This window comes from Kineococcus sp. AC630, from assembly GCF_979255925.1.
Window position 1 is genome coordinate 136212 of record NZ_CEEDMJ010000009.1, and the last position, 14777, is coordinate 150988.

General features: G+C 71.5%; 13 protein-coding genes. 6 read left to right on the top strand and 7 right to left on the bottom strand.

Annotated features, from left to right (window positions below; genetic code table 11):
• Positions 1–226 precede the first annotated feature (226 nt).
• On the top strand, positions 227–2191 hold the full coding sequence (gene acs / locus AC0I8G_RS11565) for an acetate--CoA ligase (RefSeq protein ID WP_471730039.1): 1965 nt from the start codon (positions 227–229) through the stop codon (positions 2189–2191).
• 58 nt (positions 2192–2249) lie between these two features.
• Here the strand turns inward: acs and AC0I8G_RS11570 are convergent, their stop codons facing one another.
• Both AC0I8G_RS11570 and ndk read right to left on the bottom strand, forming a co-directional pair.
• On the bottom strand, positions 2250–2672 hold the full coding sequence (locus AC0I8G_RS11570; RefSeq protein ID WP_442906421.1) for a VOC family protein: 423 nt from the start codon (positions 2670–2672) through the stop codon (positions 2250–2252).
• Positions 2673–2752: 80 nt separating this feature from the next.
• On the bottom strand, positions 2753–3187 hold the full coding sequence (ndk, locus tag AC0I8G_RS11575) for a nucleoside-diphosphate kinase (protein ID WP_328295370.1): 435 nt from the start codon (positions 3185–3187) through the stop codon (positions 2753–2755).
• 81 nt (positions 3188–3268) lie between these two features.
• Here ndk and AC0I8G_RS11580 point away from each other — a divergent pair, with 81 nt between their 5' ends.
• Both AC0I8G_RS11580 and AC0I8G_RS11585 read left to right on the top strand, forming a co-directional pair.
• Positions 3269–4003 (top strand): glycosyltransferase, encoded by a 735-nt coding sequence (locus tag AC0I8G_RS11580; protein WP_471730040.1) that lies wholly within the window; start codon positions 3269–3271, stop codon positions 4001–4003.
• Positions 4004–4012: 9 nt separating this feature from the next.
• Positions 4013–4747, top strand: coding sequence for a helix-turn-helix domain-containing protein (locus tag AC0I8G_RS11585; RefSeq protein WP_471730041.1), 735 nt, complete (start codon positions 4013–4015; stop codon positions 4745–4747).
• Here the strand turns inward: AC0I8G_RS11585 and AC0I8G_RS11590 are convergent.
• Positions 4687–5094, bottom strand: coding sequence for a VOC family protein (locus AC0I8G_RS11590; RefSeq protein ID WP_471730042.1), 408 nt, complete (start codon positions 5092–5094; stop codon positions 4687–4689). The genes AC0I8G_RS11585 and AC0I8G_RS11590 overlap by 61 nt on opposite strands.
• 92 nt (positions 5095–5186) lie before the next feature.
• Between AC0I8G_RS11590 and AC0I8G_RS11595 the strand changes: the two genes are divergently transcribed.
• Together AC0I8G_RS11595 and AC0I8G_RS11600 are read left to right on the top strand one after the other, a co-directional pair.
• Positions 5187–5441: a hypothetical protein gene (locus AC0I8G_RS11595; protein WP_471730043.1), complete on the top strand. Its 255-nt coding sequence runs from the start codon at positions 5187–5189 to the stop codon at positions 5439–5441.
• Positions 5442–5531: 90 nt separating this feature from the next.
• Positions 5532–6983, top strand: a complete 1452-nt coding sequence (locus AC0I8G_RS11600) for a sugar porter family MFS transporter (protein WP_471730044.1) — start codon at positions 5532–5534, stop codon at positions 6981–6983.
• A 71-nt stretch (positions 6984–7054) separates the two neighbouring features.
• Here AC0I8G_RS11600 and AC0I8G_RS11605 read toward each other — a convergent pair whose 3' ends face one another.
• From AC0I8G_RS11605 to ileS, 3 genes are read right to left on the bottom strand one after another with little or no spacing between them, the layout of a single operon-like run.
• On the bottom strand, positions 7055–7420 hold the full coding sequence (locus AC0I8G_RS11605; protein ID WP_471730045.1) for a DUF4233 domain-containing protein: 366 nt from the start codon (positions 7418–7420) through the stop codon (positions 7055–7057).
• Positions 7417–8991 (bottom strand): bifunctional folylpolyglutamate synthase/dihydrofolate synthase, encoded by a 1575-nt coding sequence (locus AC0I8G_RS11610; protein WP_471730046.1) that lies wholly within the window; start codon positions 8989–8991, stop codon positions 7417–7419. Before AC0I8G_RS11610 ends, AC0I8G_RS11605 begins: the two co-directional genes overlap by 4 nt.
• Positions 8991–12197: an isoleucine--tRNA ligase gene (ileS, locus tag AC0I8G_RS11615; RefSeq protein ID WP_471730087.1), complete on the bottom strand. Its 3207-nt coding sequence runs from the start codon at positions 12195–12197 to the stop codon at positions 8991–8993. Before ileS ends, AC0I8G_RS11610 begins: the two co-directional genes overlap by 1 nt.
• Before the next feature lie 537 nt (positions 12198–12734).
• Between ileS and AC0I8G_RS11620 the strand changes: the two genes are divergently transcribed.
• Entirely contained in the window at positions 12735–14228 is a 1494-nt protein-coding gene (locus AC0I8G_RS11620; protein ID WP_380260341.1) for a glycosyltransferase family 2 protein, read from the top strand.
• A gap of 64 nt (positions 14229–14292) precedes the next feature.
• Here AC0I8G_RS11620 and AC0I8G_RS11625 read toward each other — a convergent pair whose 3' ends face one another.
• Positions 14293–14712 carry a Dabb family protein gene (locus AC0I8G_RS11625; protein ID WP_471730047.1) on the bottom strand — a complete coding sequence of 140 codons (420 nt, stop codon included), beginning with the start codon at positions 14710–14712 and terminating at the stop codon, positions 14293–14295.
• Between the last annotated feature and the right edge of the window lie 65 nt (positions 14713–14777).

Below are 14777 nucleotides of genomic sequence, written 5' to 3' on the forward strand. Positions count from 1 at the left end.
CCGGCGACGTGCACTGCGGGTCAGCGACAGGCGGAGGAGCGGGTGCGGCAGAGGTCGACGTGACGACGCTGCACGGCGAAGAAGGGGCGGGCGGGCGCGGACGCCGGGGGCGTGCTCGCGCTCACCCGGGTGCTCTCCACGGTCCGAGCCTACGGCGCGGCTACCCTGGCGGCCAAGCCGGCCGACGGCCGGTCCGCCGACCGCCCCGCCCGTGAGGACGCACCGCATGACGAGCACGCCCCTGGACGACCCCGCGCAGGACCTCGTCTTCCCGCCGTCGGCGCAGTTCAGCGCCCAGGCCAACGTCGGCGCGGGTGAGTACGAGCGCGCGGCCGCGGACCCCGAGGCGTTCTGGGCCGAACAGGCCCGGCGGCTGCAGTGGGACGAGCCGTTCCACACCGTCTTCGACGGCTCGACGCTGCCGACCGCGCAGTGGTTCACGGGCGGCAGGCTCAACGTCGCGGTGAACTGCGTCGACCGCCACGTCACCGCGGGCCGGGGCGAGAAGGTCGCGTTGCACTGGGAGGGCGAACCCGGGGACTCCCGCACCATCACCTACGCGCAGCTGCAGGACGAGGTCTGCCGGCTCGCGAACGCGCTGGAGGAACTCGGGATCGGGCACGGCGACCGCGTCGTCCTCTACCTGCCGGTGCTGCCCGAGACGATCGTCACGACCATGGCGTGCGCGCGCATCGGCGCCGTCGTCAGCCTGGTGTTCGGGGGTTTCTCCGCCGAGGCGCTGCGGTTCCGGGTGGAGGACACCGGCGCGAAGCTCCTGGTCTGCACCGACGGGCAGTTCCGGCGGGGTACCGCCGTCGCGGTGAAGGGAGCCGCGGACGCGGCGGTCGAGGGGCTCGACCACGTCGAGCACGTCCTCGTGCTGCGCCGCACCGGGGAGCAGACGCCGGACGTCCCCTGGACGGAGGGCCGCGACGTCTGGTGGCACGAACTCGTCGACCGCCAGCCCGTCGAGCACGTCGCGCCGAGCTTCGACAGCGAGAACCCGCTGTTCATCATCTACACCTCGGGGACCACCGGGCGGCCCAAGGGGTTGGTGCACACCAGCGGCGGGTACCTCACCCACACCTCCTGGTCGCACTGGGCGGTGTTCGACGTCAAGGACGACGACGTCTACTGGTGCCAGGCGGACCTCGCCTGGGTCACCGCGCACAGCTACGAGATGTACGGCCCGCTGTCCAACGGGACCACCCAGGTCATCTACGAGGGCTCACCGCTGACCCCCCACCCCGGTCGCCACTTCGAGGTCATCGAGAAGTACGGCGTGACGATCTACTACACCGCCCCCACCCTGGTGCGGACGTTCATGAAGCACGGTCCGGAACTGCCCGCGGGCTTCGACCTGTCGTCGTTGCGGCTGCTGGGTTCCGTGGGCGAGGCCATCAACCCCGAGGCCTGGACGTGGTTGCACCGCAACGTCGGTGGTGGACGCTGCCCCATCGTCGACACGTGGTGGCAGTCCGAGACCGGGGCGGCCGTCGTCGCTCCGCTGCCCGGCGTCACCCCGCTGAAACCGGGTTCCGGGACGGTCCCGCTGCCCGGGTTCTCCGCGACCGTCGTCGACGAGGCGGGTGACGAGGTCGCCCCGGGCGAGCAGGGTGTCCTGGTCATCACGAAACCCTGGCCCGGCATGGCCCGGACGGTGTGGCGCGACCACGCGCGGTTCGTCAAGAGCTACTGGGAGCCCTACGCCGCCCAGGGCTGGTACCTCGCCGGGGACGCCGCGACCAAGGACGCCGACGGCTACATCTGGATCGGCGGCCGCATCGACGACGTCCTGAACGTCTCGGGTCACCGGCTCTCCAGCATCGAACTCGAGTCGGCCCTCGTGTCGCACCCGCGGGTGGCCGAGGCCGCCGTCGTCGGGGCGCCGGACGAGACGACGGGTCAGCGGATCGTGGCGTTCGTCATCCTCCGCGGCACGGGTCCCTCCGACGGGGTCGGCGCGGAACTGCGGGAACACGTCGCGCGCGCCGTGGGGGCGATCGCGAAACCCCGCGACGTCGTCGTCGTGCCGGACCTGCCGAAGACCCGGTCGGGGAAGATCATGCGCCGGCTGATGGCCGACATGACCGCCGGTCGCTCCGGCGGGGACGTGACGTCGCTGCAGGACGAGACCGCCCTCGCCGCGGTCGAGACGGCGTGGGCGCAGTACGTGCAGTCCCGACCCTGACCTTCCCGGCCCGCGATCGTGCAGGGGTTCCCCGCGAGATCGCGGACCGGGCGGGTGGTCAGGCGGGTTCACCGATGCTGCCGGCCTCGGCGGCCGCCGCGAGGTCCATCCAGCTGACCTCCCAGACGTGACCGTCGGGGTCGCGGAAGCTGGTGCCGTACATGAAGCCGAGGTCCGTGGCCGGGCCGTAGACGGACCCGCCGTTCGCCAGCGCCTTGGCCACGAGGTCGTCGCACTCCTGGCGGGAGTCGGCCGAGAGCGCGAGCATGTACTCGGTCGTGCCTGCGGGGGCGGACTCCGAGTGCAGGAAGTCCTTCCAGCGCGAGGGCTCGTGGACGAGGACGAAGATGTTCTCCTCGATCACGATGCAGGCCGTGTCGTCGCTCTCGAACTGCGGGTTCGGCGCGAACCCGAGCGCCGAGAAGAAGGCCTTGGAGGCCTCCTTGCTCGCGACCGGCACGTTGAGGAAGGCCATGCGCATGAGTGCTCCCGGGGTCTGAGGCCGTCTGTCCGGCCTTTTCGATCCTTCGACCTCAGACTGCCCGAGAACTCATCGCCGTGTCAGAGGTTCGGGAACCAGAGACCGATCTCGCGGGCCGCGGACTCCGGGGCGTCGGACCCGTGGACGAGGTTCTGCTGGACCTTCAGGCCCCAGTCCCGGCCCAGGTCGCCGCGGATCGTGCCCGGCGCGGCGGTCGTCGGGTCGGTGGTGCCGGCCAGCGAGCGGAAGCCCTCGATGACGCGGTGGCCCTCGACGACCGCGGCGAGCACCGGGCCGGAGAGCATGAACTCCACGAGCGGTTCGTAGAACGGCTTGCCCTGGTGCTCCTCGTAGTGACCGGCGAGGAGTTCCGGGGTCGCGGTCCGCAGTTCAACGGCGACCAGGGTGTAGCCCTTGGCCTCGATGCGCCGCAGCACCTCCCCGGAGAGGTTGCGCCGCACGCCGTCGGGCTTCACGAGGACGAGGGTCCGCTGCAGGTTCGTTTCAGTCGCCACGGCAACGACCCTAGTGGACCGACCCATCCGGGCGGCCGACGGCTCCGAACCAGGACCGTGGACTGTCGGGCCAGCCTGGTCGTGGTCCCGGCTCACGGGCGGAGCGCCGTGATCGGGTCGCTCCGGCGCGTCCTGGCCGCGGCCCCGGTCGAGGTGCTCGTCGTGCTCGAGGAGGACGACCACGCGGTCACCGACCTGGTCGAGGAGTTCGCCCGCAGCCACCTCGAGGTGCACCTGCTGCACCGGCGCCGCGGGGAGGGTGTGGGCACGCCCCAGCGGGAGGGACTCCTCTGGGGTCTCGAACGCGGCTACCAGGTCCTCGTGACGATGGACCTGGCCCACCCCGCCGAGCAGCTCCCGGCGGTGCTCGCCGCGCTGGAGGACGCCGACCTCGTGCTCGGCTCCCGCCACCTCACCACCACCCTCGCTGCGGCCGACGACCACCGGCTCGGGCCGCTGCTGTCACGCGCGGGGAACGCGTGCCTCGCCGCGGTCCTGCGACTCCCCGTGCGCGACGTCACCACGGGGTTCCGCGCGTTCCGCCGCGAGGTCCTGCTCGGGATCGGGATCAGTGCCCTCACCTCGCGGGGCTCCTCCTTCCGCATCGACACCGCCCACCGGGCCCACCAGGGCGGGTACCGGCTGGTCGAGGTCCCCGTGGTCGTCACCGGCGAGCGCGGCGCCACCGCCGCCGGTGTCCGGGAGGTGCTGACGACGGCGCTGGCGACGGCGATGACGCGGCTGCGCGCCAGGTCGTGCCGACGTGGTCCGGTCCGGCTCCCGGAGCGCTCGACGCGGGTCGGTGGTCTGCGCTGAACTGAGGGCGTGTACCGCGAACGTGCGTCGCTGGTCCCCGGCGCCCGGGTCTGGTCGAGCAGCGCCACCGACCGTTCGAGCGGCCTCGTGCTGCCCGACGGCTGCATCGACCTGCTGTGGCGGGCGGAGGGAGGCGACGGCGAACTGCTGGTCGCCGGCCCGGACACCCGGGCCCAGACCGTCGAACGGGACCCGTCCACCACCTGGACGGGACTGCGCTTCGCCCCCGGCCACGCACCGTCGTTCCTCGGCGTACCGGGCGACGCGCTGCGCGACGAGCGGGTCCCCCTCGCCGACCTCTGGGGTCCCGCGCGGGCACGGGACCTCGTCGAGCGGGTCGCGCGCGCCGTCCACGCGGGCGCGGCGCTCGAGGAGATCGCGGCGCAGGCTCCCCCGCGCGACCCCGCCACGGTCGCGACGGTCCGGCTGCTGGCGGACGGGCGCAGCGTCGCCGAGGTCGCCGACGCGCTGGGCCTCGGGGTGCGCACGCTGCACCGGCGCAGCCTCGCCGCCTTCGGCTACCCGCCCCAGGTGCTCGGGCGGGTCCTGCGCCTGCAGCGTGCAGTGGCGGGGTTGCGCTCGGGGCTCAGCGCGGCCCGGGTCTCGCAGGAGACCGGGTTCGCCGACCAGGCGCACCTCGCGCGCGAGGTCCGGGCTTTCACGGGGACCTCGCCGCGGTCGTTTCAGCCGAGGGCGGCGAACAGGTCGACCGAGCCGCCGTCGGGGTCGAGGACCACGGCGTAGCGCTGGCCCCACACCGCGTCGAAGGGGGCCAGGTGCGTCGGCGCCCCCGCGGCCGTGAGGTCCGCGAACACCTGGTCGACCCCCGCGGGGCTGGCGCAGTCGAAGGCGAGGGCACTGCGGTTCCCACCCCTGGCGGGCTCGAAGCCGGGGTCGAAGGACCGGAGGACCTCCTCGGTGTCCCAGGCCAACCGCAGACCACCCGGCAGGGTGACCTCGACGTGCGGTTCGGTGTCCGCCGTCGCGGGCAGGTCGAGACCGAGCCGGCGGTAGAAGGTCAGCGCGCGGGCCATGTCGGCGACGACGAGGCCGACGAGGTCGAGCCGGGGGACGACGGTCGGTGTGCTCATGGGGGTGAGCCTGCCGCGCGCCGCGCGGGGTGTCTTGAACGGATCGGACACGGTGCCAGGATGTGGGCCCCGTTGCGAGGAAGGGATCCGCTGTGCCGCTGCGTCACGACCGTGAGGACACCACCGCCCAGGAGGAGGCGCTGCGCGCCGCCCGCGACGAGGCCGCGACGGTGATGGCCGAGCTCGCCGCCGAGGCGAGGTCGCTCGGCAAGGCCTACGGCGGCCGCTCCGCCCGGATCCCCGACGGGTCCGCGCTGGCCGGGTTGATCGACGCCGCCCGCCGTGCGGAGGAGGACGTGGACATCGCCGCGCACGACCTCGCGACCGCCCGCGGCGAGGACGCCTGACCGCTCTCGGGGTGCGGTGAGGCAGGTGCGGCAGGAAGATCGACGACGGGCTCCGGCCGGGGCGCCACGCGCACCCTGAGAGGACCCCCCATGTCGCAGCAGGACGCGAGCGGTTCAGCCCGCGACAGCGAGGAGCAGCAGCACGCGACCACCAAGGTCGTGCTGATCTCGATCGTGGCCGCCATCGGCGGTTTCCTCTTCGGTTTCGACACCTCCGTCGTCAACGGGGCCGTCGACGCGGTCACCGAGAAGTTCGCCCTGTCCGGGTGGCTCTCCGGTTTCGCCGTCTCCTGCGCCCTGCTCGGTGCGGCCGTCGGGGCCTGGTTCGCGGGCCGCATCGCCGACCGGTTCGGCCGCAAGTCCGTGATGGTCATCGGCGGGGTCCTCTTCGCCGTCGGGGCCGTCGGCTCGGCCTTCGCCTTCGCGGTGTGGGACCTCATCCTCTGGCGCGTCGTCGGTGGTCTCGGCGTCGGCGTGGCCTCCGTCATCGCCCCGACCTACATCGCCGAGGTCGCCCCCGCCTACCTCCGCGGTCGCCTGGGGTCGTTGCAGCAGCTGGCCATCACCGTCGGCATCTTCGCCGCCCTGCTCTCCGACGCCTTCATCGCCAACACCGCCGGTGACGCGTCGCAGACGACGTGGCTGGGCTGGGAGGCCTGGCGCTGGATGTTCGTCGTCGGGGTGATCCCGTCCGCGGTCTGGGCGTTCCTGGCCCTGCAGGTGCCGGAGTCGCCGCGCTACCTCATCGCCCAGGGCGAGACGCAGAAGGCGACCGACGTGCTGCGCGAGGTCCTCGGCAACCGCAGCCTGGAGGCCCTGCAGCGCAAGGTCACCGAGATCAAGAACTCGATGAAGCGCGAGGACGACCCCAGCTTGCGCGACCTGCGCGGGCCGCGGTTCGGTCTGCTGCCCATCGTCTGGGTCGGCATCCTGCTCTCGGTGTTCCAGCAGGCCGTCGGGATCAACGTGATCTTCTACTACTCCACGACGCTGTGGAAGGCCGTTGGGTTCGAGGAGTCGCAGGCCCTGACGACCTCCGTCATCACCTCGGTGACCAACGTCGTCGTGACGTTCATCGCGATCGCCACCGTCGACAAGATCGGACGGAAACCCCTCCTGACGATCGGCTCGGCGGGGATGTTCGTCTCCCTGGCCGTCATGGCCGTCACGTTCTCGCAGTCGATCGGCAGCGGCAAGGACGTCAGCCTGCCGGGGCACTGGGGCGTCATCGGCATCGTCGCCGCGAACGTCTACGTCATCTCCTTCGGCGCGACGTGGGGCCCGGTCGTGTGGGTCCTGCTCGGGGAGATGTTCCCCAACAAGATCCGGGCCGCGGGCCTCGCCGTCGCCGCGGCCGCGCAGTGGCTGGCGAACTTCGCCGTCTCCACCAGTTTCCCGTCGCTGGCGAAGCTCGGCCTGCAGTACGCCTACGGCCTCTACGCCGTCATCGCCCTGTTGTCCTTCGTGTTCGTCCGCCGTGCCGTGCAGGAGACGAAGGGCCGCGAACTCGAGGACATGGACGAAGCCGCCACCGCGCGCTGACGCCGACCCCCCTCCCGATCCGTGATCTCGCCGGGTTTCCCAGCGGGATCAGGGGTCGGGAGGGGTGGTGGTCAGGGGTTGTCCGCCAGGCGGCGGGCCACCTCGGCCTTCTCGCGGTCGACGCGTGCACCGATGCGCAGGGCGAAGAACCAGATGACGGCGAAGGCGACCCCGATGCCGAACATCATCGGCACCACGAACCCGCCCGCGATCATCACGGCCTGCAGGACCCAGCCGAGCGTGTACCCGGCGCGGGAACGGAGCATCCCCGCGCACAGCACGCAGAGCAGCATGAGGATGCCGCCCACGACGAGGTAGCTGGTGTGGCGCTGGCCGATCGGCTCGAGGGCGAACGCGACGAGGGTCGCGAAGAACACCAGCATCGCCTCGCAGATCAACGTCGTGGCGGCGAACATCCGCTTCGTGGACCGTCTCACTGCGTCCTCCTCCCCAGCAGGGCGCGCGCGTCCCCGACGAGCACCACGGAACCCGCCACGACGATCCCGGCGCCGGAACCACCCATCCCGCCGCCGGCGCCCGACTCCGACTCGGCCAGGTCGACGGCGGTTGCGATCGCCTCGTCCAGGCGTTCCACGACGTGGACCCGGTCCTCGCCGAACACGTCCTCGGCGATCTCACCGAGTTCGGCGGGTTCCAGCCCGCGGGGGGAGCTCGACCGGGTCACGACGACCTCGGCCAGGACGGGTTCGAGAGCGCTGAGCACTCCCTCGACGTCCTTGTCCCCCATGATCGCGATGACCCCCACGAGGCGGCTCAGCGTGAACGCCTCGGCGATGCCGACGGCCAGGGCCTGCGCCCCCGCCGGGTTGTGCGCGGCGTCGGCGAGGATCAGCGGCGAGTTCCGCAGCACCTCCATCCGTCCCGGTGAGGTGACGTCGGCGAACGCGGCCTCGACCAGCCCCGGCATGAGGGTCCCGCCCGGCATGGCCAGCAGGGCCTCGACCGCGCTCAGCGCCGTCACGGCGTTCTCGGCCTGGTGCACCCCGTGCAACGGGAGGAAGACGTCGGTGTAGGTGCCGCCGCGGGTGCGCAACGACACGAGCTGACCGCCGTGGGCCAGGGTCCGTTCCTCGATCCCGAAGTCCATCCCCTCCCGCACGACGTTCACGCGTTCCGCGGCGACCTTGGCCATGAGCACGGCCGCGGCCTCCTCCTCCTGCTTGCCGAGGACGACGATCGAGCCGTGCTTGACGATCCCGGCCTTCTGGCCCGCGATCTCCTCCAGCGTCGACCCGAGCCACGTCTCGTGGTCCATCGACACCGGGGTGATGACGGCGACGTCGGGTTGCACGACGTTCGTGGTGTCCCACGTCCCGCCCAGCCCGGTCTCGATGACGGCGACGTCCACGGGGGCGTCCGCGAAGGCCGCGAACGCCATGAGGGTCAGGACCTCGAAGAAGCTCAGCCGCGGCTCGTCGCGTTCGGCCGCCTTCGCGTCGACGATCGAGACGACCGCTTCGACGTCGTCCCAGGCCCGCACGAACGCCGCGTGGGTGATGGGGTCGCCGTCGATGGAGATCCGCTCGGTGATGTCGACGAGGTGCGGGCTGGTGAACCGCCCCGTGCGCAGGTCGTGCTCGCGGACCAGGCGTTCCACCATCCGCGCCGTCGACGTCTTGCCGTTGGTACCGGCGAGGTGGACGACGCGGTAGGCGTTCTGCGGATCGCCCAGCAGCGCGCACGCCTCGCGCACGCGCTCCAGGGTCGGGTGGATCCGGTGCTCGGGGTTGCGGGACAGGATCTGCGCCACGACCTCGTCGAAGCGCGGGTCGTCCTCCACCGGCGGTCCGGGGTTCGCGGCCGCGACCGCCGCCCCGGGTTCCCGGGACGGCGGACGACGGTCCTGCGGGACCCGGCCGCGGCGGAGACCGTCGGTGCCGAACCCCTCCTCGCCCTCGTCGTCGGACAGGGGCCCCATCAGGTCGTCGAGTTCCTCGTCGCCCTCGTCGGGCTGGTCGAGGAACGGGTCGAGCGGTCCTTCGCTCATCAGATCGTCTCTGCCTTCTGCACCACGATGCGCACCTCGTGCCCCTCGACCGATCCCACCAGCGTCGCCGTGCCGGCCGGGACGGCCGCCACGGAACCGCTGGACCCGAACTGCTGCGCCAACGTCTCCTCGACGACGAGGTTCTGGTGGGTCACCAGCGCCTCCCAGACCGGACCGTCGCCCGCGACCGTCAGCCGGATCCGGTCCGACACGTGCAGACCGGCGTCGCGCCGGGCCTGCTGCACGAGCCGGATCACGTCGCGGGCGATGCCCTCGGCCGCGAGTTCCGGGGTGACGGTCGTGTCCAGCACGACGAAACCCCCACCGGCGAGCGCGGCCGTGGCGAGACCGGAATCGACACCCTCCACGACGGTGCTCAGCTCGTACTCGCCCTCGACGAGCTCGATCCCGCCGGAGACGACGGTCCCGTCGGGACGTTCCTCCCACTCCCCGGACTTCGACCCCTTGATCGCCTGCTGCACCTGCTTGCCCAGGCGAGGTCCGGCGGCGCGGGCGTTGACGGTCAGCTTCGCGACGACGCCGTACTCGACGGCCTTCTCGATCGGCCCGAGGGCGACCTCGCGGACGTTGACCTCGTCGGCCACCAGCTGGGCGAACGGCTGCAGGGCAGCCGGATCGGCGACGAGGACCTCGAGGCGGTTCAGCGGCAACCGCACCCGCAACCCGTTGGCCTTGCGCAGCGCCAGCGCGTTGGAGCAGGTCACGCGGGCCTCGTCCATGGCGGCGACGAGCGCCGGGTCGCTGGGCAGGTCCATCGCGTCCGGCCAGTCGGTGAGGTGGACGGAACGCCCACCGGTGAGCGAGCGCCAGATCTCCTCGGAGAACAGCGGGAGCAGCGGCGCGAGCATCCGCGTCGTCGTCTCCAGCACCGTGTAGAGGGTGTCGAAGGCGTCCTTGGCCCGGTCGGACTCACCGTCCCAGAACGCCGACCGCGAGCGCCGGACGTACCAGTTGGTGAGGGAGTCCAGGAACTGCCGGGACGTCTCGCAGGCCCCCGCGATGTCGTAGACGTCGAGTTGCGCGGTGACGGCCACGACGGTGTCGTGCAGCTTCGCGAGGACGTAGCGGTCGAGGACGTCGGAGGAGGAGGTCCGCCAGCGGGGGGTGTGGCTGGAGGTCCCGGAGTACAGCTGGAAGAACGAGCAGGTGTTCCACAGCGGCAGCAGGACCTGGCGGACGGAGTCGCGGATGCCCTGCTCGGTGACGATGAGGTTGCCCCCGCGCAGGACGGGGGAACTCATGAGGAACCAGCGCATGGCGTCGGCGCCGTCGCGGTCGAGGACCTCGGAGACGTCGGGGTAGTTGCGCAGCGACTTCGACATCTTGCGGCCGTCGTCGCCGAGCAGGATGCCGTGGGAGACGGCGGTGCGGAACGCGGGGCGGTCGAAGAGCGCGGTCGCGAGGACGTGCAGGGTGTAGAACCAGCCCCGGGTCTGGCCGATGTACTCGACGATGAAGTCGCCCGGGTAGTGGCTCTCGAACCACTCGGTGTTCTCGAAGGGGTAGTGCACCTGGGCGAAGGGCATCGACCCGGACTCGAACCAGCAGTCGAGCACCTCCGGGACCCGGCGCATGGTCGACTTCCCGGTCGGGTCGTCGGGGTTGGGCCGGGTGAGGTCGTCGATGGTGGGGCGGTGCAGGTCGGCCGGGCGCACGCCGAAGTCGCGCTCGAGGTCGTCCAGCGAGCCGTACACGTCGACGCGCGGGTAGGTCGGGTCGTCCGACATCCACACCGGGATCGGGCTGCCCCAGTAGCGGCTGCGGCTGATCGACCAGTCGCGCGCCCCTTCCAGCCACTTGCCGAAGGAGCCGTGCTTGACGTGCTCGGGGACCCAGGTGATGTCCTCGTTGAGCTCGACCATGCGGTCGCGGATGGCCGTGACCTTGACGAACCAACTGGAGACGGCGCGGTAGATCAGTGCGTTCCCGCAGCGCCAGCAGTGCGGGTAGGAGTGGTCGTAGGTCTCCAGGCGCAGCAGGAGGGCACCGCTGGGGACCCCGTCGCGCAGGGCGCGGTTGATCTCCTTGTTGGCGTCGAAGACGTGCATCCCGGCGAAGTCGGTGACCTCGGCCGTGAACGTGCCGTTGGAGGCGACGGGCACGACGGGGACGATGCCGGCCGCGTCGGTGACGAGCTTGTCGTCCTCACCGAAGGCGGGGGCGATGTGCACGATCCCCGTCCCGGAGTCGGTCGTGACGTAGTCGGCGGCCAGAACCTGGTGGGCGTTCTCGCGGCCGGCGAAGTAGTCGAACGGCGGGACGTAGCGCCGGCCCAGCAGTTCCTCACCGCGGTAACGGCCGACGACGCGCTCGGCGGCGTCCTCGCCGAGTTCGCGGGCGTAGTGGGAGAGGCGGTCCTCGGCGAGCAGGAACCTCCGGCCCTCGTGCTCACCGCTGCCCGTGACCACGACGTAGCGCAGGTCGGGGTGCACGGCCATCGCGAGGTTGCTCGGGAGGGTCCAGGGGGTGGTGGTCCAGATGAGGGCGAGGACGCCGTCGAGGGCGTCGTGGGACCCGTCGCCCAGCAGGCGGAAGCCGACGGTGACGGCCGGGTCCTGCCGGTTGCGGTAGGTGTCGTCGAGGCGGGTCTCGGAGTTGCTGAGCGGGGTCTCGCAGCGCCAGCAGTAGGCCAGGACGCGGAAGCCCTCGTAGACGAGGCCCTTGTCCCACAACGTCTTGAAGGCCCACATGACCGACTCCATGTAGTCGGTGTCGAGGGTCTTGTAGTCGTTGTCGAAGTCGACCCAGCGCGCCTGGCGGGTGACGTACTCCTCCCACTCCTTCGTGTACTTCAGCACGGAGGTGCGGCAGGCGGCGTTGAACGCGGCGACGCCGAGCTCGTCGATCTCGGACTTGTGGGTGATCCCGAGCTGCTTCTCGGCCTCGACCTCGGCGGGCAGGCCGTGGGTGTCCCAGCCGAAGCGCCGCTCGACCTGGTGCCCGCGCATGGTCTTGTAGCGGGGGACGAGGTCCTTCACGTAGCCCGTGAGCAGGTGGCCGTAGTGCGGCAGGCCGTTGGCGAAGGGTGGGCCGTCGTAGAAGACGAACTCGCCGGCAGCGGAGCCCTTGCGGGCGTCGACGCTGGCCTGGAAGGTGGCGTCTGCGGCCCAGGAGTCGAGGATGCGCTGCTCGATCTCGGGGAAGCGGGGGCTGCTGCCGGCCTCGCTGGTGTCCCCGGGGGCCACGGTGGTGGTCTCGTCCGGCGGCGTGACGTCCTGCGACACGTGCGTCTCCTCGACTGATGCTTCCAGCCACGAGGACGACTCCCGCCGGGGCCGGCGGTGCCGCGGTACCACCCCGCTTGCCGTCCCCGACCGCCCCGAAGGACCGACGACGACGACCTCTCGTCCGGCTGTCACGGGCCGCACCCGTCCGGTTCTAGTGAGCCGTCCCACCCGCCGGGTGGTGCGGCCGTTCTTCCGGAGGCTCACCGGTGATGGCCGGATCGACGCCTGTGCGGTCATCGTAACCGTCGCCGAGGTCCAGGTCTTCCCCGTTCGGCACCGGCAGTCACGGATGTCGCGACTCCGGTCACCACCCGTCAAGGGTTGCGTGAGGTGACGTCACTCCGGGTGATGACCACGGGTCCAAGCGGTCTGTTCATCACCGCAGCGTTACCTCTAGCGGCGGAACGGAGCTGTTGGTGGAGCAATCGGCTACCTAACGTCACTGATGAGCCCCCCGCAGTACCCCGAACTCCCCCCGCCCCCGGAGGAACCCCCATGGCCGTCCAAGACCTCGCCCCCCTGCTGGTCCAGCCCGAGCCCCGGGTCGTCGAAGGAACCGTCGTGCCGCGCCTGAGCGTGCCGGCTCCCCGGACGAGCATCGCCGACCGGATCGCGGACACCGCGGTGACCGCCCGCCGGGCCCTCGAGGTCACCATCCACCGGCTGCGCTACCGCCCGGCGACCCGCCGCACCGCCAAGATGGCCGTGCTGCTCCCCGCGCACAACGAGGAGCAGGACATCGAGGCGTGCCTGGAGTCGCTGATGGCGCAGTCGAGGACCCCCGACCTCATCGTCGTCATCGCCGACAACTGCACCGACGCCACCGTGAAGATCGCCAAGCGCTACCGCGGGGTCAAGGTCATCGAGACCGTCGGCAACACCGACGCCAAGGTCGGCGCCCTCGCCACCGGCTACGCGGAGTTCCTGGCCGGTGGCGCGTTCGACGTCATGGTCAGCATGGACGCCGACGTCGTGCTGGACCCCGACTGCCTCGCCGACCTCGAGGCCGAGCTGCTCAAGACCCCCAGCGCCGCCGCCGTGTCGGCGAAGTACCACTTCGCCGAGGGCACCGGCGGCTGGTTCAACCGCCAGCTCGTCCGCGCCCAGAAGATGGACTTCACCCAGTTCCAGGTCCGCGCCAACGAACGCGCCCGCAAGACCACGATCGTCGGCGGTCAGTGCTCGGCCTTCCGCTTCAGCGCCATCGACGAGGTCACCCGCCGCCACCGCCGCCCCGCGCCGTGGACGAACGAGACCGCCACCGAGGACGCGCAGCTCGGCCTGGAACTGCAGGAGATCGGCTGGACGACGGTCATGTCGGCCACCGCCCGCGCCCAGGTCGGCGCCATGCCGACCGTCCGCGCCCTCTCGGGTCAGCGCGCCAAGTGGAACGCCGGGCTCATCTCGCTCATGACGAGCATGCCGCTGTCCAAGCGCACCCTGCCGTTCTGGCTGCAGCACATCGGTCTGGGCCTGAACGTCGTCATGCGTCTCGCCTTCGTCGCCCTGCTCGCCGCGTCGCTGTCGGTCTCGCAGTTCGTCTGGTCCTGGTGGTGGATCACCCCGACGGCCCTCGCGGCGCTCTACCAGCTGAAGATGGCCCACCTCTCCCCCCACCGGACCCGCGCGGACTACCTCTTCGCCGTGCTCTGGCTGCCCGGTGAGATGTGGCTGTGGTTCTCCGGCTGGAACACCGCGAAGTCCTGGGTGACCCACCTGCTCGGCAAGCGGCGCGACCTCTGGGCCGACCAGGCCGCCGCCGAGGCCGGCAAGCGCAGCGGCAGCGGCGCGGGCGCCCTGCTCGCCACCATCGTCGGGTCCGTCGTCGCGTCCTCCGTCGGCGCCTGGTACTGGCTGACCCAGGCCAGCATCGAGTTCCAGCGCGTGGTGCTCACCGTCGGCTGGCGCACCCTCGCCGCCGTGACGATCATCGCCAGCGTCCTGCTCGTCATCAAGCTGCTGCGCCCGACCCGCGGGCTCACCGCCTGACCCACCACCGAGAGCGCGGACAGGTCCCCGGACCTGTCCGCGCTCTCGTGCGTCTGGGCTCGGCTCAGGCGACGACGTCGAAGACCAGCACCCCGTCGGTGGGGTGCAGCAACGGTCCGACGAACTCCTTGAACCGCGCGTGCGCGGGGTCGAGGTGCGCGGGGTCGTCGAGCACGGGCGTGCCCACGTAGTAGTTGCGGTCGCCCTCCGAGGCGAACGTCACGACGATGCCGTGGCGGAACGGTGCCGCTCCCTCACCGCTGGCCTGCTCCCCCGCCTCGATCGAGACGACGTAGCGCTCACCATCGCGCTCGGAGTCCGCGAGCGCCCGGAACCGGCGCAGGACCTCCTGCTGCTGCTCGTGGGTGACGTCGTCGCGGTAGCGGAACAGGACCACGTGACGCACGGTCGCGGGACGGTAGTCGCGGGCGGTGAAGGTGGCCGGGCCGACCTCGGCCAGCTGACGTCTGAGTTCTTCGAGCACGACGGCATGCTGGCACGTCCTCCGCGCGCCGCGAGTGGAACGTTCGGCGGCTCGCAGGTGCCTCG